Here is a 21,485-nt window from a genome sequence, read left to right on the forward strand (position 1 = left end):
TTCTTGCCTGCTTGAAAAACGTCAGCAAGCTGCCTTCGACCGTTTGTATTTCACTGAACAGATCATCAAACGCAAGTCCGATATCGTCCTGAGGCGTTTGCGTGCCAATAAGAGATGACGGATCGGATCTCCAGCCGTGGAGCGTGCATAGCTGCAAAGGGCGGTTTGAATACCGCCGCCGAACGCTTCAGTGATATGGAGTACGGTTTTCATCACTGTCCCCATTTGTTTTTAAATGCTTGGATTTCACTTTCACTGTAGACGGCTTGATACAAAGGTGCATCGTACAAATGGAACAATTTTTCAAAAGGATAGGTGGCTTTGAACTGTCGGTAGAGCTCTGAATACCATTTGTTCGCAGCATCGTTGCTGGTGGTTAGGGTAAACGACGGCTCGGCCAGAAAATCGGCCAACACAGAGGCAGAGTCATTGATAGCCTCACACTTCATCAAGAGGACATCGCGGCCACCCTGGGACATGGTCCAGTGACCTTGGTTGGGGTCATGAACATGCTGGTAAATATCGACGCCAAACTGACGTTTTAATTCTCTGTCGAACCAGTCAGTGAAGTACTCAAGTCGGATTTGGGTATCGAAGGCATCAAACAGATGCGCCAATGTTTTTTCGATGTCGCCGTGAATGGCTTCGTTTTTCTTTCCTGCCACAAACTGGATGTGCAAGTCTTGGAAAAAACGCGATACCACGGTCGCGACAGGGTCTCTGACCAGCGTGATGATTTTGAGGGACTCACGCTTTTGCAGAATACGTTTGCGGTGCGCCAATGCCAGCTTGTAGCCCGCTCTGACGTGCCAATCAAAAAAGCAGGCCACATCGGACGTGTTGCGGTACATCTGAAACTCTTCGTTGTCGTCAAAGGTATGAATGTGCCAGCTCGGTATGTTGGCTTGTTCCAAGGAAGCTTCGATGGATGACGAGCCAACTTTGCCCATTTGATAGACCAATACAAAACGCGGATCTTTCAACCGCTGGTCGAAGGCTTGTTGTCGGGAAAGGCTCGCTATCATGATTTCTCCTTGGCGTGACGACGATGAACGGTGACGGATGCTTTGATAAACGTCGCGCGCGGAGCCACTGGCGACAGGGTTTCTACTCTGGTATTGACGAAAAAGGGCAGCAAGAACATCAGCATGATGGTGCTGTTCACGGCGACAAATAACACCATGGCGAGAATGTAAACGGACAACAAAAATGCCACGGGATTCTGCGCACGTTGGCGGTAGAGCTTTCTTGCTCCAATCAAGAAGCCGCCGATGAGAATAAACAGACCAACAGTGCCGTATTCAATCGCCACATCGAGGACAAAGTTGTGGGTGTAGATTGCAAGGTTCGGGTTTAAGAACAGCGGCTCTAAGTAATCTGGCAGCATCTTAGGTCCAACGCCAAGCCAAGGATGAGAGAGGAATAACTCAAACCCGTTGGCGAGCAAAAGCTTGCGCCAAAGCTCTGAGTCCCACTGCGCCTCTTCCTGATCGGCGAAGAGGATGTCGTAGCGATTAAACTCTATGGCATCGAGCAGAGGCTGAGTGCCCCATGTCAGCCATGCAGAGAGCACTGAAAGCGATATTGCGGCCAAGGCAAACACCAGCATGGTTTGAATGTTCTGTTGTTGTCTCGCGTTGAGTGGACGACAGAACAGGTAGTCGGCAATCAAAACAGCGACGACACCAATCATGGCTTTTCGCTCACCGGACATGAGCAGCATGACGAAGGCAATCCCCAGAAACAGATGACTGAAGCGGATTTGATGGCGCATGACATAGAGCATGGCAAAGCAAAAACCGAAAAAGTACTTGGTGTTTTCAAGGTGTTTAAAGTCATTGAATTCGGGGTGGCTTAGGTGCCAAAGCGCGGTGTAGATAGCACCACCAAACGCATACAATGCAACCAATGACAAAAAGCGCGGCGAAGCGAGCAGGTTTTTCTGATGCAACACGCCAAGAAAAGCGGCGATGGAAAGCCACTGAACCATCTCAATCAGAATAAGCTTGCTCGGTACGTTGTTAATGAGCCCGCACAAGACAATATAAATCACGAAGACAACGATAAATCCGGAGGCTTTGATGGTGCTATGCAGTAATTGTCCTCGGAGGGTCGCGATCGCCAACAAACCGATAGCGATAATGCCGAGCAGATCGGCAAGGTACAGGTTTACCCCAGCCACAGATACGCGGAAGGGGATAAAAAAGAGTATGACGGCGAAGGCAGCAAGGTGTTCCAAAGGTTTAGCCATTTAGCACCCTCTGATACGTGTCGTAATACTGGGTACGAAAGGACTGCAGCGTGAAAAGCTGACAGCGAGACACCGCGTAGTCCGCCGCTTCCTGATACGCCGCTGGGACGGAGCAAAGCATACTGATTTCTTCTGCCAGCATCTTGTCATTGCCAACATCAAACAGGTAAGCGTCGTTGCCAATCACTTCTGTCATGCCTTGAACGCGAGACGCTAGCACGGGCAAACCTGCCGCCATGGCTTCCACCGCAGCAAGGCCGAATCCTTCCACGCTCGAGCTTTGCACGTAGAGATGCAGTGAATCCAAAAACGCCGGAATGTCCTCTTGCACGCCATGAAAGAGGACGCGCTCTTGCAAGCCCAATTTAAGGGCTAAGGCTTGGTACTCCTCTCGACGGTCGCCGTCTCCTGCAAAGTGCAGTTCATAGTTGTCAGGCAACTGACTGAGTGCGCGAATGATAGTTGGATGGTCTTTATAAGCATGAAAGCGGCCAACCATGCCGATCCTTATGGTCTCATTCAGATCGGGTGATGGCTTTGGCTGCAAAGAGAACTTGCTGAGCTCGACACCGTTAAGGATAACTTGGTAGTGTTTTTTCCAATGAGGCACAAATGATTCAAGGGCTTGCTTAACCTGATCGGTGATGCAGACGGTCACGTTATAGCGCCAATAAAGGATGTACTCGAAAGGCTTAAGCCAAAAGTGATCGCGGCGACGATTGTGCGTCGCGTGTTCGGTCTGAATGCGCTTTTTTCCAAATGCCGCCAACGCGAGGTAGATGGACGGGAACAGATGACCGTGGATCAAATCCGGCCATCTCAGGAGTTGCCACTTTTGCTTTAACGTCAACGTATTCCAGGCAAAGCAGTCGATCCCTTGCGCTTCCAGTTCTTCTCGAAAGTCATTGTCGTCGTCGAGCGTGATCACGCGGATCTCGTACCCCTCTGGTGGCGGAAGAACCAGATCAATCACGAAACGTTGTGCTCCACCATTGCGCGAAAGGTCGTTGATAATGTGCAGCACTTTCGCGGTCGTCGGAGCCACTTTCTCTCTCTCAGTTGGTAGCGTCACGGTATTCAAAGCCAGCCCCGATCACTCGATGGGTTTGGTTTCCCACTCGGGATAATGCTCCCGAATAAAACGGTTCAAGGCGATTTCTGCGTCGGAATACTGTCGCTGGGTGCCCGCTCCGGTTGGGGCGTGAATAGCTTCAACCATACCCGCCGCCACCGTGATGTTACTGAGGCGATCTATCACAATAAACGCGCCGGTTTTGCGGATGTCGGCGTACTTGTCGGCGGCCACGTCAGCATTAACATGAAGGTCAACCAACCCAATCTCATTCAACGCCAGTGCATCAGCTGACTGAGTTTGAAAGGTATTGATATCAATCTTGTGGGAGATGTTGCTTACCCGACCCGTCACGCTGTGGGTCGCGAACTTAAAGTCATAGTCGTGTCCGACTTTGAGCGGGTCTTGAGACATCCACACCAAAGAGGCAGCGAAGCGATCTGAGAGTGTCGGCGCGGTATCTGGGTGCGCCAGCATGTCTCCGCGGGATATGTCGATTTCATCTTCGAGGGTCACCGTAATGGCGTTGTTCGGGGCGACACTGTTGAGGTCGGCATCATAGGTGACAATGCGGCTGACCTTGCTTTGTTGACCAGACGGCAACGCGACCACGGTATCGCCTTTTCGCAATATGCCGGAGGCCAGTGTGCCGCAATATCCGCGGAAACCATCGTTCGGCCGGTTGACGAATTGAACGGGAAAGCGCATGTGTTCGAGGTTCTGGTCGCGGCTGATCTCAACGCCTTCCAGCAATGCCATCAGAGACTCGCCTTGGTACCACGGCATTTTTTCGCTGACGGAAACGACATTGTCGCCTTCAAGTGCAGAGATAGGCACGTAGTGCACGTCTTTGATGCCAAGGTGGTCAGCCATGGCTTGGTAATCAGCTTTGATGGCGTCGTAAACCTTCTCATCAAAGTCCACCAAGTCCATCTTGTTGATTGCCACCACGACATGGCGGATACCGAGCTTGCTGACGATGTAGCTGTGTCTGCGGGTTTGTGTGAGCAGGCCTTTTCGGGCATCTACCATCACAATGGCCAGCTCGCAGTTAGATGCACCCGTTGCCATGTTGCGGGTGTATTGCTCGTGCCCCGGACAATCCGCAATGATGAATTTGCGCTTTTCGGTAGAGAAGTAGCGGTAAGCCACATCAATGGTGATGCCTTGCTCGCGCTCGGATTGGAGGCCATCGACTAAAAGGGCAAGATCGAGTGCATCACCCGCATTGCCAACGCGTGCGTTGTCTTTGTGGAGTGACGACAAATGATCTTCGAAGATCAGTTTTGTGTCGTAGAGCAGTCGGCCGATCAAGGTGGATTTACCGTCATCGACGCTGCCGCATGTGAGAAGCCTCAGCAGATCTTTGTTTTCATGCTGGTGGAGATAAGCTTCTATGTCCGTCGCGATAAGCGCAGAACTGTGGCTCATGAGTCACTCCTTGTGCAGACAAGCGAAATTCCAAGTGTTTTCTGTGTGAGGCTTTTAGAAGTAGCCTTCTCGTTTCTTTTGTTCCATTGAGCCAGCCTGATCGTGGTCAATCACACGGCCTTGGCGCTCTGAGGTTTTGGTCAGCAGCATTTCCTGAATGATTTCAGGCAAGGTCGCTGCCGTTGACTCGACTGCGCCCGTCAGTGGGTAGCAACCGAGTGTTCTAAAACGTACCGATTTCATCTGAGGTACTTCGCCCTTTTCCAGCGGCATACGGTCGTCATCGACCATGATAAGTGTGCCATCACGCTCAACGACCGGACGCTCTTTGGCGTAGTAGAGCGGCACGATGTCGATGTTTTCTAAATAGATGTATTGCCAGATATCCAGCTCCGTCCAGTTGGACAGAGGGAAGACGCGAATGCTCTCGCCTTTGTTGACTCGCCCGTTGTAGGTGTCCCAAAGTTCAGGACGTTGGTTTTTTGGGTCCCAGCGATGGTGCTTGTCGCGAAAAGAGTAGACGCGCTCCTTGGCGCGGCTTTTCTCTTCGTCACGCCTTGCGCCACCAAAAGCTGCATCAAAGCCATATTTATCGAGAGCTTGCTTGAGCCCTTGCGTTTTCATCACGTCGGTGTGCTTGGCACTGCCGTGGTCAAACGGGTTGATGCCCATGTCTACACCGTCTTGGTTGATGTGGACCAAGAGGTCTAACCCCAACTTTTTCGTCAAGGCATCGCGGAAGGTGATCATCTCGCGAAACTTCCACGTGGTATCGACATGGAGCAGGGGAAACGGCGGTTTGCCGGGCGCAAAGGCTTTCATCGCCAAATGCAGCATAACCGCCGAATCTTTGCCGATGGAATAGAGCATGACAGGGTTATCAAACTCAGCGGCAACTTCACGAATGATGTGGATCGATTCGTTTTCCAGTTGCTTGAGATGGGTTTGGTTCAGCGCAATCATGTCCACCATGACAAGTCCTTTTATCGTTCCAGCGGATAACGCTGGTGGAAAGCTTCAATAAAGTCGTTCAAAAGCTCAGCGGGTAAGGCGTTGATCCCCGCTGCTGCTTTACGGCCGCCGCCGGTAGGAAACGACGATGCCAACTCGTCTGCTCCCACTCGGTTTTTCAACGGTGCACGGATGCTGACCAAGTAGTTACCGTCGGCTTTCGCCGTAATGACTGCGTTCGCAACCTCTGGGTCACGGTTGGTCATGTCATTTGAAAACACACCGCTGATACGTCTTGCCCACGCTTCGTCGGGGAACATAAACACCCGAGAGCCAGTACGCTCAGAATATGGCACGACAGCGGCTGCTTTTTCGCTGTCACCGAGGAAGCCATTTTCCAGCGTCGCGTAAACATCTGGGCGCTCCGCAATAAAGTTGAATGGGGAAGGGTAAACCGCCATCAGCTTGTAAATTTCGGCTGGGGAGAACAGCAGATCAGACAAAGATGCGCCGTAACCGTTGTAGTTGAGGTAGGTGCCAAACTGCTTGAGCTTCAGAGTATCTTGTTCGCTGAGCCCACTTTTTTTCGCCAGAGTATCGGCCACGGCCAACATGTTGTCGCCATACGCGCCCACGAGTGCCCATTCGCGATAACGACCATCCAGCAATTTGTCGACGATCAAGCTGGTACAGGTGTTGGCGGCGGTATTGATATGTGTGGTGAGGGCTGGATGATCCGGCACGTCATCGGGGTTATGGTGATCGGCATAAAACACACGCACACCCTGCGACAACAGATTGTCGAGGGCGCAGCGGTTTTTCCCCATGGCCACATCAAGTACCGTCACGTCTTGAGCGATGGCAGGGTCGACTTGTTTTAGCAGGGCGATATCTCGCTTCACCCCGGTGATGAGTGCACTGTCCTTGGGCGTGGCGAGACGTAGCTGGATGAGTGCGCAAATCCCATCCGCATCGCCATTGAATACATCAAAGCTGGTTTTCATTATTGTCCGTTTGTCCTTGTAACGTCAGCGTCCTAGCTGGCTTCTAAAGTTTCATCATCCCGTTTGTTGTTATTGTAGTAGCCGTAGTGAAGCTTATATTTTTCCTCAGCATATTTGCTGGATAGCTGGTTGAGCACGACACCGTCAATTGTGATGTCATGGCGCACCAATTGCCCCACGGTCTGATTAATTTGTTTTTCTGTTGTTGATTCGGCTTTCACCACCAAAATCATGCCGCCTGCGAGTTTGCCGAGGATCAGGCTGTCACTGACAATTTGCACTGGTGGTGTGTCGAGCACGATACGGTCATAGCTCTGTTTGAGCTGATTGAGCAAAGCTGCAAACTTGGGCGAACCGAGCAGTTCTTGCGGGTTCGGCGGTAACAAGCCAGCGGGCAAGATATCGAGCGATGACGCTTCATCGTGATAAATACACTCGTTGACAGGTGCGCCCATCACCAAGATGTTTGTTAGACCTGCTTGGTTGCGCGGCAAGCCATAGCGTTGGCCAATAGCTGGTACGCGCAAATCGCAGTCAATGAGCAGGGTGCGCTCCATGTTTGCCAAGGATTGCGCGAGGTTCAATGCGACCGTCGTTTTCCCCTCAGATGGAAGGGAAGAGGTGACGGACAGTACTTTTCGGTTGCTGTTTGTGAGCGTCAGCAGAATGGATGTCCGAATGGTGCGGACAGATTCGCTGAACAGGGCTGCATCTGGGTCGAGATACAGAGTGTGGTCGATCGGGGTATGCTTGAATCGCTTCGTCTTAACCCGAGGTAAAAATCCTAGGTGCTGCAAGCCGAGCTTCTCCTCAACATCATCTGGTTTTTCAATGGTATTGCGGTAAGCGTCTGCAAGGAAAGCACCCATGATGGCAATCAATAGAGCGAATGCGGCACTGATCACGATTAATTTGGTGGTTTGTGGTCTGAAAGGGTCTTGTGGCGACTTCGCGATGTCAGTGAAGCGCGCATTAAGCGATTCAAAATCGCTGGTGGCGGTGGTTTCTTTCTGACGATTCAAGAACATTTCATAAAGCTGACGGTTTGAATCCACATCGCGCTTGAGCGCATCGTACTCGGTGCGCTTACTGGTGATGTTCTGGTAGTCACCTTTTTTACTCTCAAGCTCTGCCACCAAGGCTGCTTCTTGTTTGATGGCATTGTTCATCTCTTTCTCAATACCACGGGCAAGTTCGCGAATAACAGAACGTGCTCTCGCTCTCACGGCATCAAGCTGGGCGCGCGCTTGGATCATTTTGTCGTGCTTGGGGCCATAGCGTTTGGCAAGCTCAGACACCTTACGCTCAGCATCAATCTCTGCACTTTTCACATCGCGCACTTGCGGGTGATTGGAAATTTCAGGCACAGAAAGCAGGCTTGCAGGACTGCCTCCACTGGTTTGGAGCAACGAATAAATCGCTTCTGCGGCGACACGGCGCTCTTTGGCTTCGGAGACGCGGATGGTGAGATTGGTGAGTTCCGTGCCTGCCAGCTCATCAATGTCACTCAGTTCAATCAAACCTTCTTGCTTGAGGAAGTTAGTTAGTGCCATCTCAGCGACTTCGAGATTGTCTTTGAGCACAGCAAGGCGTTCAGTCAGCCAAGTTGATGCGGTTTGCGTCGCCAGTAGGCGCGCTTCTAGGTTGGACTCTATGTAGGCGTTACCGACTGCATTCGCCACTTTGGCGGCGAGATCTGGATTTGCCGAGTCAAAGTGGATGCGCACCAGTTGGGTATAACGGATAGGCTCAATCGCAAAATGTGATTTGAATTTTTTAAGTACTGCGCGCTTTGCGGCCTCGCTGTTGAGCTCGGTCGAGGGCTGTACGGGCTTAGGTAAGAAACCTTCCAAACCGTCGATTTGGCGCAGCAGCGTGAGCAGTCGATCGCGAGGTGAAGGCTTGCCGACCAGGCTGTTGAATTCTGGGTACTTCGCCAGTTCTAACTCTTCAATCACGTTTTCAGCAATGTGGTCAGAACGTAGGATTTCGAATTGCGTTTGGTAATACTCTTTTTTATTCGTATCGAGGGCATATACCTCTTCGATAGAGACGGCCTTGTTGGCACTGGATTCGATCAACAAGGTGGCCGTCGCCCGATAAACCGGTTGGATGGACAGAATGAATAAGGTGGCGGCAGCAGTGACAATCGCGACAAAGAGAACAATGGGGAACCAGTAGCGCGCGAGCACATTCACGAATCGCTTAAAATCGACGCGTGGCGTGTCGTTGACCGGATTTGGCTCAATGATTTTCATGTTTACTTTGTCCTTGTAAAAAGCGCAAAAATTTTAGAAAAAGCTTTGCTCTACAACGATGATATCCCCAGGCTAACTGCCTGAGATAAGCCAACGTTTTTTTGTGTACTTCCGTTTTTGGCTTCTGTTTTTTGTATTTTGTTTCTCGATGCTCGGTCGGTAAATCCACCCGCAATGGCGATGGCTTTACCCACGGTCAAACCTGGCTGGAAGTCGTATCCACCGGGCTGATTGACTTCTCCGTTCACGTAAAACTTACGAAATTGAATGACGTTAACCGTGACCTTTGGGTCAACCAGATAATCGCCGCGCAAGCCGCCCTCAATCAGACGTTGAAGCTCTCCCACCGATTTGCCTGCCGCCTGAAGCCTGCAAGGTAGGGGTAATCAAATCGGCCGCGTGCACTCAGCAAAATGTCCATGGAAAGGTCATCTTCACCATAGACTTTGATGGAAATCCGATCGCCATCATCCAGCACGTACTTGTCCTCGCTCGCGGAATGCACGAACAAAGGAAACAGCAGCAATAAAATGGCGGCTAATTGACGTATCAAAGGCTTATCTCCGTCCCTATGAAATAGAGTGTTTGGTCGTAGCTGTACCCGTTAAACGTAGAATCTCGATTGAAGTGCGAAGCCCCAATCGAAATATCCCACCAACGCTTTAAACTGTAGACAAAGGTCAGTCCCAACGTAGTGTCCTTGTCTTTTCGAATGCCCGGGTAGTCGTTCACGCCATATCGAGTGGAAAGCACCGAACCGAACAAGGGGGTCCAGTTGTGGTCCCACTCAAGGCGAATGGATTGGTCTTCGACATAATCGCCTTGAATGTCTGGGTCGCGGACGTAGTCGCGGCCTTCCAAGCGAAACTCGCTAAAATCTGTCGGTGACCAGCTCAGATTGAGACGCCAGCTAAGGCCATTAAAGTCACTTCTGCGGCTGTCTTTAAAATCTTTGTTTTGCCACCCGACAAGTACCGTACCTTTGGTTTTGCCTGTGATATCCCATTCCAGACCGCCATAAAGGAAGGTGTTTTGGCTATCGCGCGTGTAGCCGGGATCGGGGTCGACGTACTGGTAGCTGCGATCTTCAAATCGCGCGATGGTCACCGCTTGAAAATAGCTTGAAAGCGCGTAGTAGAACTCACCGCTCAGATAAGGTTGTTTCCAATCGTAGTATCGGGTTTCTTCTACTTGGCTGTTTCGGATAAAGGTTTGGTCTTTGTACTTTTTATCTTCATAGCCGATGATGCCAACCAAGCGTCCTTTTGCCCCAATGGCACCATAGGTGTAGCGGGCGTTGAGATCTTGATGGTTGAAGCGAAGCGGTTCGTCCACCGCAAGGCTGATGCCTTCAGTCAGGCCAGTACCTCGAGGTTCGTGGGTAACACGAAACACGTAATCGAGTCTTAAGCGGTTGCGGATGTCGAACATCCAAAACGACGATGCATGGGCGCGATGATCGATAAAGTCATCGTCACTGCTGTCGCTGTAACTGAAGGCGTCGAAACGGTAGTCGAATTGATAGGCACCGCGATCGGTTTCGAGCTGTGCTATCACTTTGGGAGAGACAATAAATCGCGGTGAACTGACGGTATTGTTTTCCGTTCGTCGTACGTTGTCATTATGTCCCACGCTCATGGCGATAGAGGGATGATATCGATACCGTTTTCTGTTTGATACGCGAGCGGCTCCACCGCCAATGCAGAGAAAGGAACGAATAACAGCGGACTGAATACTGCATGTCTTAGCTTCACGCCTTCCTCCTTAATACGCCGTTTTACCGACAAAGCCTTTAAAGACGGTAGCAATGACAATTTTGATATCCATCCAAAGCGACCAGTTTTGGATGTACTCCAAATCAAACTGAACGCGCTTTTCCATCTTGTCCAAGGTATCTGTTTCGCCGCGATAACCGTTGATTTGCGCCCAACCCGTGATGCCTGGTTTCACCTTGTGGCGCAGCATGTAGCGATCAACGATGGCACGATATTGCTCGTTGTGAGCAACAGCATGAGGCGAGGGCCAACAATGGACATAGACCCTTGCAGGACATTGAAAAATTGCGGCAACTCATCGAGTGAGGTACGACGGATAAACGCACCAAAAGGCGTAACACGTGGGTCGTTTTTGGTGGCCTGCTTCACTACGTCGCCGTTATCCATTACGGACATTGAGCGAAACTTCCACACTTCAATCTTTCTGCCGTCTAAACCATAACGGTATTGTTTGAAGATAACTGGCCCAGGCGAAGAGAGTTTCACACCGATGGCGACGCCAATCAGAACCGGCGAAATCAAAAGCAGGATCAGCACCGAAAGTACGATGTCTTCAAGACGTTTTGCCCATGCAGATACGCCACTAAACGGGGTGTCATAGACACTCAACGTGTGGACATGACCAATGGTCTGCCAGCGGCTATGGAGCAAGTTGTAGGTGAAGAAGTCCGGCACCAGATACGTGGTGGCAGTGGTGTCCGCAAACTGGTTGAGGTATTTCGCAATGCGATCTTTGGCGTGCATTGGCATGGCGATGTAAACATGCTGCAAGTTACCTTGCTTAGCTTGTTCAAGTGCCTCACTGACTTTACCGAGCATGGGCGATGGCAGACCGCCTTCGATACGATCGGCGCATCTGTCTTCGTAAAACCCTTGGAGCTCAATCCCCAACGCGTGGTTACGGTTGAATTCTTTGGCAAGTTCGATGCCATTTGCGGTGGTGCCAATGATGGCCGCACGACGGGTATTAAACCCATAGTTGCGCAATTTGCTGAGTGCAGAGCGCGCAAGATAACGCCACAGCACTAAGCCAATACCGCCCATCACAAACCACAGTGACATGACGACGCGGGAGAATTCTTCCCCAGATTTTGAGAAGAAGAAAAACGCCACGAGCAGGGCACAAGCACCAAACCAAGGCAAAAGCGTGGCAACCATTTGGCCTTGGAAATTACTCACGCGCCAAGAGCGGTAGAGGTGCGCACTTTCTGCAAAAAGCAGGTAACACACTGATATCAAGGTTCCAATCAGGAGCCAGTTATGAATGACGTTTCCTAAATGAATGAAACTCGCGGCCGCGAGCGATGCACCTATGACCGTTAAATCACAGAGTCGATAAAGGATGGCGAATTCAGCGCCATGTGTTCGAATCTTTCTGCTGTCCATAACACAAGCTCTCAAACGTTGACGCTCGTAAAAGAAGTGCGTTTTTTATTTCAATTCATATATTAAAAAGTAAACCACACATCCCAAGCTGGCTAGTTGGGTTCCATTTTCGACTGAGTGCAAAACCGCCCTCAGAAGCGCAGTCAGTAAACCAGCCTATATGCACTTAGAGAAGATGAACTTTGTCCGATTTTTTCCTTCTCGTTGTGCAACTCATCACCTTGGTGAAAAAGTACAATGTGCTAAGTTTTCTGTACAAAACTCAGCTTTAAGTGACACTGATCACGAAAAACCACCCGGTTTGCTCCACTATTGAGACATATCGAAATTGTCATAGTGGTTTATCCGTTTGCATACGAAAAACGACCTATCTGTATGTCATACTTTAGTGCTAGTTTCGTCTGAGTGAGTGCCCACTTCGCTACTCCTCTCTAAAGGCTCGATTAAGGCTTTCTGTGAGGGGCTTAGTGAGATACTCAATGGGCGTTCTTGGCTCGGTAAGCAGCATGACTTCCGCCTGCATTCCCGGATATAAATCAACGCCATCAAGGACCTCGCTTACTTTGTCCGTCAATTGAACGCGCGCTAAGTAGTAAGCTTCACCCGATTGCTCATCGACCAGCCTGTCGGCGGAGACAGTAAGCAGTTCTCCATTAAGCGGTTTAACGGCGCGCATGCTCAATGCCGTGAGTCGGATCTGCGCCTTCATACCATTCCCAACCTGATCAATGTCTGCAGGGTTCACTCGCGCCTCTATCACCATCTTTTCATCGACAGGGACGATATCCAATAGTGGCTGGCCGGGTGTAATAACACCTTCTTCGGAATAGACCTGAAGGTTCAGAACAGTGCCGCTCAGCGGCGCAACAATGGTGGTGCGCTCCAATATGTCTTTTGCTGCAGCCAGTTGTTCATCCAGCTCATAGCGCTCTTCTCGGCTTTCGCGCAGTGCTTCAACGATTTCCTTGATGTGCTCGAGCTCTTGCTCTTTCAATTGCGCTTGGTTTTCAGCCACGTTTTGCGCGAGGCGACTGGCATTGGCTTGCAGTTGACTGATGGTGCTCAGTATTTGGGTTTCCTCACGCTCCAACCTCAGCACTTGGGTTTTGCTGACATACCCTTTTTCAGCAAGCTGGCGATTGCCTTCAATCTCTTCACCAATGATGGAAAGACGGCGTTTTTCAATCACTAACCGCTTTTCCTGTCCTTCAAGCTCGGCTTTGTTTTGCGCCAGTTGTTTATTGATGATTTCTCGCTGCGAGGTGAAAAAGCCACGTCTGGCTTCAAAAATACGCTGTTGGTTGGTGAGCAACTCTTCAACGCGTGGATCGTCACGTTGTGCCAGTAATGACGCCTCAAATTCGATGGTGTCTTTGTCGTCACGTTCAGCAATGAGTCGGGCTTCGCGAGCGACGGCATTACGCTGTTTGCTGATAAGTTGCGTTAGCTGGGCGCGTGCTTGGGTGTCATCCAAAATGATAAGTGGCTGGCCTTTCTCGATGATCTGACCTTCTGCCACTTGGATTTTGTCAATGATGCCACCCTCGAAGTGTTGAACGGTTTTGCGCTGCGAGTCCACGGTGACGATACCTGGAGCGATCGATGCACCTTCAAGCGGACTGAATACAGACCAGATACCGAAGGTGCCGAAAAACAGCGCAATAAAACCAAAGCCGATAATGCTTAAGCGGCGAACCGCAGGGATCTCTGTCACTTACTGCCTCCTTTCGCGGCAATGGCGGCACTTTGCTCTAACAGGGGCTTGAGCACTTCATCGCGCTCGCCGAAGGCGCGAATTTGACTGTCTTGCAGCACCATCAGTTTGTCCATGGACTGCATCATGCTCGGGCGATGGCCAACCAGAATAACGGTGGCTTTGCGCGACTTGAGATAGGCGATGGCACGTTGCAGTGCTACCTCACCGACGCCATCTAGGTTGGCGTTGGCTTCATCGAGAATGACCAAGCTTGGGTCGCCATATAACGCGCGGGCGAGGGCGATCCGCTGCCTCTCTCCACCGGAAAGCCCGAGACCTCGTTCACCCACGACAGTGTCGTAACCTTGTGGTTGGCGAAGGATCAGTTCATGACAGCCAGCTAACTTCGCTGCTTGGATCACCGCATCCGGTTCGCCTTCCGCCATGCGGGCAATGTTGTGGCGGATACTGCCGGGAAAGAGTTCGACATCTTGCGGCAAGTAACCACAGTGAGGGCCAAGATCGTCAGGATCCCACTTGGAGACATCCATATTATCGAGCCTCACTGTGCCTGCATTAGGGATGAGGTTGCCGAGCAGAAGGCGCGCCAAGGTAGATTTCCCTGTGCCGGAAGGGCCGATAATGCCAAGGGCTTCACCGGCAAGCAGCTTGAAGGTGATGCATGAAGGACTGGCTCGGCTTGGCCCGGGTGGAAGTAGGTCATTTTCTCGACCGAGATGTTGCCAGCAGGCTTCGGGAGTGGCATGGACTTCGCACGCTCTGGGAACAAGGGAATTTGCTCTTTTAAGCGGGCGTAGCTTTGCTTGGCCGCAATGGCTGTGCCCCATGCACTGATGGATTGTTCAACCGGTGCCAAAGCGCGCGCCATCAAAATGGAGCCTGCAATCATGGCTCCAGGTGTCAGTTCGTTTTGGATAACCAACCAAGCACCCACACCCAGCATGGCAATTTGCAGCAACATACGCAGGAATTTGGACGTTGCAGTGAGCAGTGCCCCTTTGGAGTTCGCATTTATCTGGCCATCAATACTTTGGTTGTTGAGTTCGGTCCAATTGCGGATGAAGTTTTTCATGATGCCCATGGCCTCAATGGCATCGGCATTGCGCGCGGCGGACTCCGCTTGCTGCATGGCGAGAATGGCAGATTCGTTCGCTTCTTTGTGCGCTTTCTTTGTCACTCTGTCGTTAATGATGGCTATCGCAAACAACAGCAGTGCGCCGGCGGTGGCAATAAAACCAAGTATGGGGTGAAGCAAGAAAACAAAGGCCAGAAAGACGGGCGTCCAAGGCGCATCAAGGGCAGGGATTACAGCGTTACCGCCAATGAATGCACGGATCCCTGCAATATCCCGAAGGCTTTGCACTGATGCCGATACACCGCGGCGAAGTTGCATCGCAATGCTGCCCGCGAGCACTTCCGGTGATAGGCTTTGGTCAAACCAAGCACCAATTCTTACCATCACTCGGGTACGCACGTTTTCCAATGCGGCCATGGTAAAGAGGGCAAAGACGGTAATGACAGTGAGTAAAAGCAGCGTATCCACCGAGCGGGAGCTGATGACCCGGTCGTAGATTTGCAGCATGTAAAGTGGCACAGCGAGCACAAGTAAGTTGAGCACAAAGCTGAATGCCACAACTAACAGCAAGGCGCGTTTACACTGGTCGAGTGTTGTTTTTAATTGGTTTTCTGTTGTCAGCGACATGGCGTACCTGAGAGCAGGCCTTACGCAAACCTCACATCCTTGTTGTGCGTAAAGGGCAGTTTCACAATGAAAAAAGGCAACCCGATTTCAGACAGGTTGCCTTGAGTATAGACCGCGTAAATCAGACGATTAGGAAGTCTGTTGCGGAAAGATCGGTCGCGAGCGTGTTGTTCAAAGTGATAACGCCGCCATCGGCAAGGGTGATCACTGTAGTTACGCCTTGTTGCGCGATATCGAGGTCACCGAAGCTGGTATCGCCCGTGCCGCGGATCAAAATGGTGTCAGTACCAATTTCAAAGTCCACAATACGGTCGTTACCTGTACCTGCGCCGAGGATGCTTTCGAAGTGGAAGATGTCTTCACCTTCACCACCGATCAGAAAGTCGTTGCCTGTGCCGCTGATCAAACGGTCATGTCCGTCGCCACCAAACAATTTGTCATTGCCTGAGTTGGCGTAGAGCACGTCGTCGCCGTCACCGCCGAGAAGGGTGTCATTGCCAGAGCCGCCAAACAATGTGTCATTGTCAAAGCCGCCGCCTAGGAAGTCATCGCCTGAGCCGCCAGATAATACATCGTTACCACGACCACCAATCAGGAAGTCGTCGCCGCCACCACCATTGATTTGGTCGTCGCCGCCAAACCCAATGATCCTGTCATTACCACCTAATCCGTTAATGACATCTGAATCGGCTGTGCCGTCCAGCGTGTCATCATTTGGAGTTCCATTAATCGTTGCCATAATACCTTTGTCCTTTGCTAGCCTTCACGCATACGTCTATTGCGAGCCAACTGTGCTAACCATCGCGCCAGCAGGGGCGACAGTGTCCTTTTCCGGATGGGTTTAAAGCTGAACGACAAGCGCACCTCTCTCCAAACCATCCTTGTATTTGTATTGACATTCTTTCTCAGACGGGATGAGAAAACTGTCTCAAAGGTGAGTGAGACGGCGATGAGGTATGAAGAAAGGCGCAGAAGCCCGTTGCATAGGCAAAAACGAAAACAGCACGCGTTAGCGTGCTGTCTGAAAGATTGCTGGGAGAGAAAGTTTCGCTCAGCGGAGAAGGTGTGGCGTTAGCCTTGGTAGTCCAACCCAATCACAGAGAGGTTGTTTTTGGCCCAGAACACGGCTTGAACACGGTTCTTCACATTGATCTTTTTAAAGATGTTATAGAGGTGAGATTTAACCGTGTGCTCGGAGACAAACAGGCTGTCAGCAATCTCGCTGTTGGAGGCACCAGTGACGAGCTTACGCAGGATTTGCTGCTCGCGATTGGTCAGGCAAATGTCCGAGTAATCAATCGCGTTGCTGTTGTTCTGTTGATAGTAGTGGATGAGTTCTGCCAGCTTTTGGCGAGGCAGCCAGTATTCACCGGACAACATTTTTTCGATGCCGTGGCAAAGGTGCTCCAAATCATCTTCTTTTTTGAATACGCCTTTGATAAATGGCCAGCTTGCCAACTCTTTGGCGGAAAGGTCGTGCGCGTTGAACAGCGCAAACACGTGTTGGTCGCTGAACGGAGAAAGGCTTTGCTTCACGAAGTTAACCGTGTCTCCTTCGAATGCACTTAGGTCTATCAATACCAACCCTGATGACGTGGCAAGCTTGTCACCAATCTCTTGCTTTTCCACCAATATCACACTGCTGTCGATTTCTTTTTCCAAACATGAAATCAACGCAGTGATTGTCATGCTTGGCTCGGAAACGAGCAGGATTGTGTATCTATCAGATGTGGTCTCAATGGTTTGCATGTGTATCCCTAAATGCTTCTGGTGAAATGTTGCGATCTTCCTTTCCTGTTTCGCTCATGCAGCAAACAAGAGGGTCATGTAAACATGACTCGCTGCATTTTAAAGCGCATTGAACCAGACGTTCGTATCATTTTTATAACTTTCTAATTAAGTTATTGATGCGACACCGTCCTCAATCTCAATGTTAGTCTAATACAAATTGCACATCATCGCCGTTCCTAGCACTGCAGTTTATGATCTGGTGCAACGGTTACATTCCAAGCAGTGCAACACCAAAGTTTCGATTTAAAGCCTATGACGTATATATCGGCTTCTGTTATCATCGCCGTTTAATTATCCGTTGCGCACCTCTATGGATGGCGCGCTCAAAATGGTTTGGGAGCTAAATATGGCCAGCCGTGGTGTAAACAAAGTAATTCTGATTGGCAACCTGGGTAACGATCCTGAGGTTCGCTATCTGCCAAATGGCGGTGCGGTGGCCAATCTAACTATTGCGACCTCAGAAACGTGGCGCGATAAGAACACTGGCGAAAACAAAGAGATGACTGAATGGCACCGTGTTGTCATGTACCGTCGTCTTGCTGAAATCGCGGGTGAGTACCTGAAAAAAGGCTCAAAAGTGTACCTAGAAGGTCGTCTGCAAACACGTAAGTGGCAGGGCCAAGATGGTCAAGATCGTTACACAACTGAAATCGTTGCGAACGAAATGCAAATGCTGGACAGCCGCGCAGGTGGTGGTATGGGTCAAGGCCAACCAATGCAGCAGCAGAACCAACAGCAGCAAGGTGGTTGGGGTCAGCCTCAGCAGCCTTCTTACCAGCAGCAACAACCGCCAATGCAGCAGCAAGCTCCTCAGCAGCAGCCGCAACAGCAGTACAACGATCTGCCAGATTTCGACGACGATATCCCGTTCTAATTATCGAACGTCCAGAATCTATAAGCCCCGCACAATGCGGGGCTTTGTTTTATCTGGCGGCTGTGTTTGGGCTTACGGTGCCACTTTCTGTTTAATGAAGTCGATGAAAAGACGCGTCTTGGTGTGGTTGTATTCAAGCTTTGGGTAGTAAGCATACGCAGCACTTTTTGGCTGGCGCACTTCGGGCAATACAGGCACCAGCAATCCTTGGTCAAGCTCTTTTCGAATGGTCACGTCACCGACCAGGATAATCCCCAATCCTGCCACTGCGGCATTCACTAAGGCTTCTGGGTTTGGCGACACAAAATTGCCTTTCAGTCTTAGTTTCACCCCATGCTCAAAATCATGCTCTTGCGGATGACTGCTAGAGCCAAACAACAAGCAGTTGTGTTGCAGCAATTGTTCGGGGCTTAGGATAGGCGGATGCTGCGCTAAGTATGTCGGTGAGGCAAAAAAGCGCGGCTGGAAGTCAAACAGCTTGGTGGCGATGAAACTTGCCGAGTTGAAATCTGCCAGCTCACGGGTGATGACAATATCAAGGTTAGGATCGGGCAACTGACCCGGTGCCAAGGTATGCAGCTCCACCTGAATGTTAGGGTACGCAGCCAAAAACTCGCCGATGTTACTGACAAGAAGGCGACTGCCCGTGGCCAGAGGCGCGCCAATGCGCAAGACACCGCTCACTTCCCCATAGGTTGATGTGGTTTCTGACACCAACTGGTTCCAGTCATCAATCAAAAGCTTACCGCGTTGGTAAAACAGCTTACCTGCATCGGTCATGGTCAGGTGTCGTGTGGTTCTTTTCAACAGCTGTACGCCCAGCTGATTCTCCAGCCAAGCCAGACGTTTTGAAAGGGCTGAGCTTGACGTGTTCAGTTTGGTGGCGGCTTGGGCAAGTGAGCCCATGTCGACAACGGTGATATAGCTTTTAGCGCAGGTGATCCAATCCATCTAATGATTCATTCCAACGAGTATCGACTTTGCATTCACTTTCCGTTCTGGAAGCACGATAATATAGCCAAATGCATGAATAAAGTGGTTATACCTAACTTCGTTCATCGCCACTTTAAAATTTATCCTCTTTGGCGAAAAATGCCGGGAACCATCAACATTTAGAAGTGCCCATCGCTTTTACTGCTTCGTGTGGAATGACGCAAGATGAAGACGCATACGGCCTGAACGTGGAAGTTGAATGAGAAAAGTTGCAGGGATGAAGCTGACCAACCGATTGGTCGCTTTCGTTACATTGATTGTAGTGTGTGCCATGTTCGTGCTCTTTATCGGCGGAGCCGTGAGCTTTCGCAAGCTGGGTGCAGACTTTCTCGAGCATTACTTGAATAACGTCGTCGTGGAAATCGACGATGCCATATCCAATCCGAAACCAGACGAAACCATTGGCCATTGGCTTCCTCGTGTATTGAAAGCGAGTGATGTGGTGGAAATGGAAATTCGCAGCCGCACAGGTCTGTTGTTCCGTTATGAGCAAATCCAAACCGCAGGGCGTCCGCTAGACCTGATTGAACACCGCTACGAGTTGCCCAACAACCCCGGGTTTTATATCAACATAAAATCTGTTCCTCCCTATGCTGATTTTGCTTATTCCATCGGGGCGATGTCTTCGTTGTCACTGGCGGTGATGGTGATTGTGCTCGCGCTGTCATGGGGTATTCGATGGTTACGCCAGCAACTTCTTGGTGCAGAGCTTTTAGAACACCGAGGCAGGTTGATACTGGCGGGGCGTGCGGAAGAGGTGAAAACCGGAGACGATCAAGAGTGGCCCGCTACGGCGAGTATTGCCCTTGATCAGATGATTGCTGAACTGAAAGATGCGCGTCAGGAGCGTAGCCGCTTTGATACCTTCCTCCGTTCAAACACCTTCTTGGATAAGCTGACGGGGGCGGCTAACCGCGTCATGTTTGATAACCGACTACAAACGGTGTTGCAAGATAAAGGCGCGCAAGGCGCAGTGATTATGCTGCAAATTGCAGACTGGGATGCCTTGGTGCAAGAGCAAGGTAAAGCAGGTGCAGATGAATGGGTGAAAGAGGTCAGTGCTGTGTTGTCTAATGCCATTTTGCGCTTCCCCGATGCGATTTTGGCGCGTTACTACGATGCGGATTTTGCCATCTTGTTGACTCATCAGTCGGCAAAGGATGCGCGCTTGTTTGCTTCTCAATTGATGAAAGCGTTAGGGCGCTTGTCTGCCCCTGCGCCACTTGAAACGGATGATTGGGCATACCTAGGCATGACCTTCTTCTCGGCGGGTGAGCGTCGCGGCCGTTTGATGGAAGAAGCAGAAATGGCCAAGCGAAGTGCAGTGCTGCAAGGCAACAGTTCTTGGTATGCATTCAAGAAAGACATGGTGGCAGAGGATGCGCGTGGCAGCGTGCGTTGGCGCACCTTACTTACTCGCGTGTTTGAGTCTGGCGGGCCTGATTTGTACCGTCAGGTTGTGAAAGATACCCAAGGGGAAGTGCTGCACATTGAACTTCTGGCGCGCATTAAAGATGAAAATGGCCACATCATTAAAGCATCCCGTTTTATGAATGGTGTTGACCTCGTCGGAATGAACACCGCGTTAGACCGCACTGTGATTAAAAAAGCCCTTCATCAACTTCGCAATGGCGATGGCCGTGAGGTGCTTTCTGTCAATGTCTGCGCCGAATCGCTGCGTCAGCGTAAGTTCCAATATTGGCTGCGCGATACTTTGCTGCAAGTGCCACGAAGCATGCTTAATCGTTTGCAAGTTGAAGTGTCAGAAGGTCCTTTAGTACAACATTTAGATGCCGTAAGACCAACACTAAAAATGGTTCGTGCTCTAGGCTGTCCAGTGGTTGTTGACCAAGCGGGACGTTCCGTTGTTAGTACTTACTATCTCAAAGACATCCAGCCTAAATACGTTAAGTTCCACCGAAGTCTGATGAGAGACATTCATCAGCGTCCAGAGAACCAGCTTTACGTCAGAAGTATGCTGGGAGCCTGTGAGCCAACGAAAACCGAGGTGCTCGCCGTAGGTGTGGAAACCGCTCAAGAATGGCAAACACTCCTGCAATTGGGCATTCAAGGCGGACAAGGCCGCCTGTTTGGTGCTGAGCTTTCTGCCAACCCCGCCGCAAAAAAACGGCAACGTTGGGTGAAAAGATGACCCCTATCAATTAGTGTTCAAATAACACTCGACCGCGCCAAGAATCTGTCGCATAACGATTTAATTCTTGGCGCATTTTCTGTTAGAATATGCTGTATTTCAAACGTAATTTTAACAAGCTTGAGCAT

The 21,485-nt window shown here is 50.6% G+C and carries 15 protein-coding genes and 3 pseudogenes; 2 read left to right on the plus strand and 16 right to left on the minus strand.

What is annotated here, in order from left to right; genetic code table 11:
• Positions 1 to 21: 21 nt before the first annotated feature.
• The 15 genes and pseudogenes from ATN88_RS28670 to ATN88_RS21750 form a co-directional block, all read right to left on the minus strand.
• Positions 22 to 213, minus strand: coding sequence for a hypothetical protein (locus ATN88_RS28670; RefSeq protein ID WP_332308953.1), 192 nt, complete (start codon positions 211 to 213; stop codon positions 22 to 24).
• Positions 213 to 1,025, minus strand: coding sequence for a putative capsular polysaccharide synthesis family protein (locus ATN88_RS21685; protein ID WP_067419657.1), 813 nt, complete (start codon positions 1,023 to 1,025; stop codon positions 213 to 215). The genes ATN88_RS28670 and ATN88_RS21685 overlap by 1 nt, the downstream gene beginning before the upstream one ends.
• Complete coding sequence (locus ATN88_RS21690) at positions 1,022 to 2,251, minus strand: O-antigen ligase family protein (RefSeq protein WP_067419658.1); 1,230 nt, start codon at positions 2,249 to 2,251, stop codon at positions 1,022 to 1,024. Before ATN88_RS21690 ends, ATN88_RS21685 begins: the two co-directional genes overlap by 4 nt.
• A complete protein-coding gene (locus tag ATN88_RS21695; RefSeq protein ID WP_067419659.1) occupies positions 2,244 to 3,296 on the minus strand; it encodes a glycosyltransferase in 1,053 nt (350 codons plus the stop codon). The genes ATN88_RS21690 and ATN88_RS21695 overlap by 8 nt, the downstream gene beginning before the upstream one ends.
• Positions 3,297 to 3,344: 48 nt before the next feature.
• Entirely contained in the window at positions 3,345 to 4,754 is a 1,410-nt protein-coding gene (gene cysN, locus ATN88_RS21700) for a sulfate adenylyltransferase subunit CysN (RefSeq protein ID WP_067419660.1), read from the minus strand.
• A gap of 54 nt (positions 4,755 to 4,808) precedes the next feature.
• Positions 4,809 to 5,726, minus strand: coding sequence for a sulfate adenylyltransferase subunit CysD (cysD, locus tag ATN88_RS21705; RefSeq protein ID WP_157490788.1), 918 nt, complete (start codon positions 5,724 to 5,726; stop codon positions 4,809 to 4,811).
• An 11-nt stretch (positions 5,727 to 5,737) separates the two neighbouring features.
• Complete coding sequence (locus ATN88_RS21710) at positions 5,738 to 6,709, minus strand: DHH family phosphoesterase (RefSeq protein ID WP_067419661.1); 972 nt, start codon at positions 6,707 to 6,709, stop codon at positions 5,738 to 5,740.
• Positions 6,710 to 6,741: 32 nt separating this feature from the next.
• Positions 6,742 to 8,967: a GumC family protein gene (locus ATN88_RS21715; RefSeq protein ID WP_067419662.1), complete on the minus strand. Its 2,226-nt coding sequence runs from the start codon at positions 8,965 to 8,967 to the stop codon at positions 6,742 to 6,744.
• 33 nt (positions 8,968 to 9,000) lie between these two features.
• A pseudogene (locus ATN88_RS21720) lies at positions 9,001 to 9,499 on the minus strand (polysaccharide biosynthesis/export family protein).
• 17 nt (positions 9,500 to 9,516) lie between these two features.
• Complete coding sequence (locus ATN88_RS21725) at positions 9,517 to 10,605, minus strand: outer membrane beta-barrel protein (RefSeq protein WP_157490789.1); 1,089 nt, start codon at positions 10,603 to 10,605, stop codon at positions 9,517 to 9,519.
• Between the two features lie 126 nt (positions 10,606 to 10,731).
• Positions 10,732 to 12,128: pseudogene (locus tag ATN88_RS21730) on the minus strand (undecaprenyl-phosphate glucose phosphotransferase).
• A gap of 421 nt (positions 12,129 to 12,549) precedes the next feature.
• A complete protein-coding gene (locus tag ATN88_RS21735) occupies positions 12,550 to 13,842 on the minus strand; it encodes an HlyD family type I secretion periplasmic adaptor subunit (protein ID WP_067419663.1) in 1,293 nt (430 codons plus the stop codon).
• A pseudogene (locus ATN88_RS21740) lies at positions 13,839 to 15,547 on the minus strand (type I secretion system permease/ATPase). The gene ATN88_RS21735 and the pseudogene ATN88_RS21740 overlap by 4 nt, the downstream one beginning before the upstream one ends.
• Before the next feature lie 121 nt (positions 15,548 to 15,668).
• Positions 15,669 to 16,286, minus strand: a complete 618-nt coding sequence (locus ATN88_RS21745) for a calcium-binding protein (protein WP_067419664.1) — start codon at positions 16,284 to 16,286, stop codon at positions 15,669 to 15,671.
• A gap of 332 nt (positions 16,287 to 16,618) precedes the next feature.
• Positions 16,619 to 17,296: a LuxR C-terminal-related transcriptional regulator gene (locus tag ATN88_RS21750; RefSeq protein ID WP_067419665.1), complete on the minus strand. Its 678-nt coding sequence runs from the start codon at positions 17,294 to 17,296 to the stop codon at positions 16,619 to 16,621.
• A 388-nt stretch (positions 17,297 to 17,684) separates the two neighbouring features.
• Here ATN88_RS21750 and ATN88_RS21755 point away from each other — a divergent pair, with 388 nt between their 5' ends.
• Positions 17,685 to 18,212: a single-stranded DNA-binding protein gene (locus ATN88_RS21755; protein ID WP_067419783.1), complete on the plus strand. Its 528-nt coding sequence runs from the start codon at positions 17,685 to 17,687 to the stop codon at positions 18,210 to 18,212.
• Positions 18,213 to 18,284: 72 nt separating this feature from the next.
• On the opposite strand, the gene ATN88_RS21760 is transcribed toward ATN88_RS21755, so the two are convergent.
• Positions 18,285 to 19,163 (minus strand): LysR family transcriptional regulator, encoded by an 879-nt coding sequence (locus ATN88_RS21760; RefSeq protein WP_067419666.1) that lies wholly within the window; start codon positions 19,161 to 19,163, stop codon positions 18,285 to 18,287.
• A gap of 241 nt (positions 19,164 to 19,404) precedes the next feature.
• Here ATN88_RS21760 and csrD point away from each other — a divergent pair, with 241 nt between their 5' ends.
• The gene (gene csrD / locus ATN88_RS21765) at positions 19,405 to 21,357 is read left to right on the plus strand and encodes an RNase E specificity factor CsrD (protein WP_067419667.1); all 1,953 of its coding nucleotides are present in this window, start codon (positions 19,405 to 19,407) and stop codon (positions 21,355 to 21,357) included.
• The last annotated feature ends 128 nt before the right edge of the window (positions 21,358 to 21,485 follow it).

The organism is Enterovibrio coralii (assembly GCF_001559595.1).
Lineage (GTDB): Bacteria > Pseudomonadota > Gammaproteobacteria > Enterobacterales > Vibrionaceae > Enterovibrio > Enterovibrio coralii.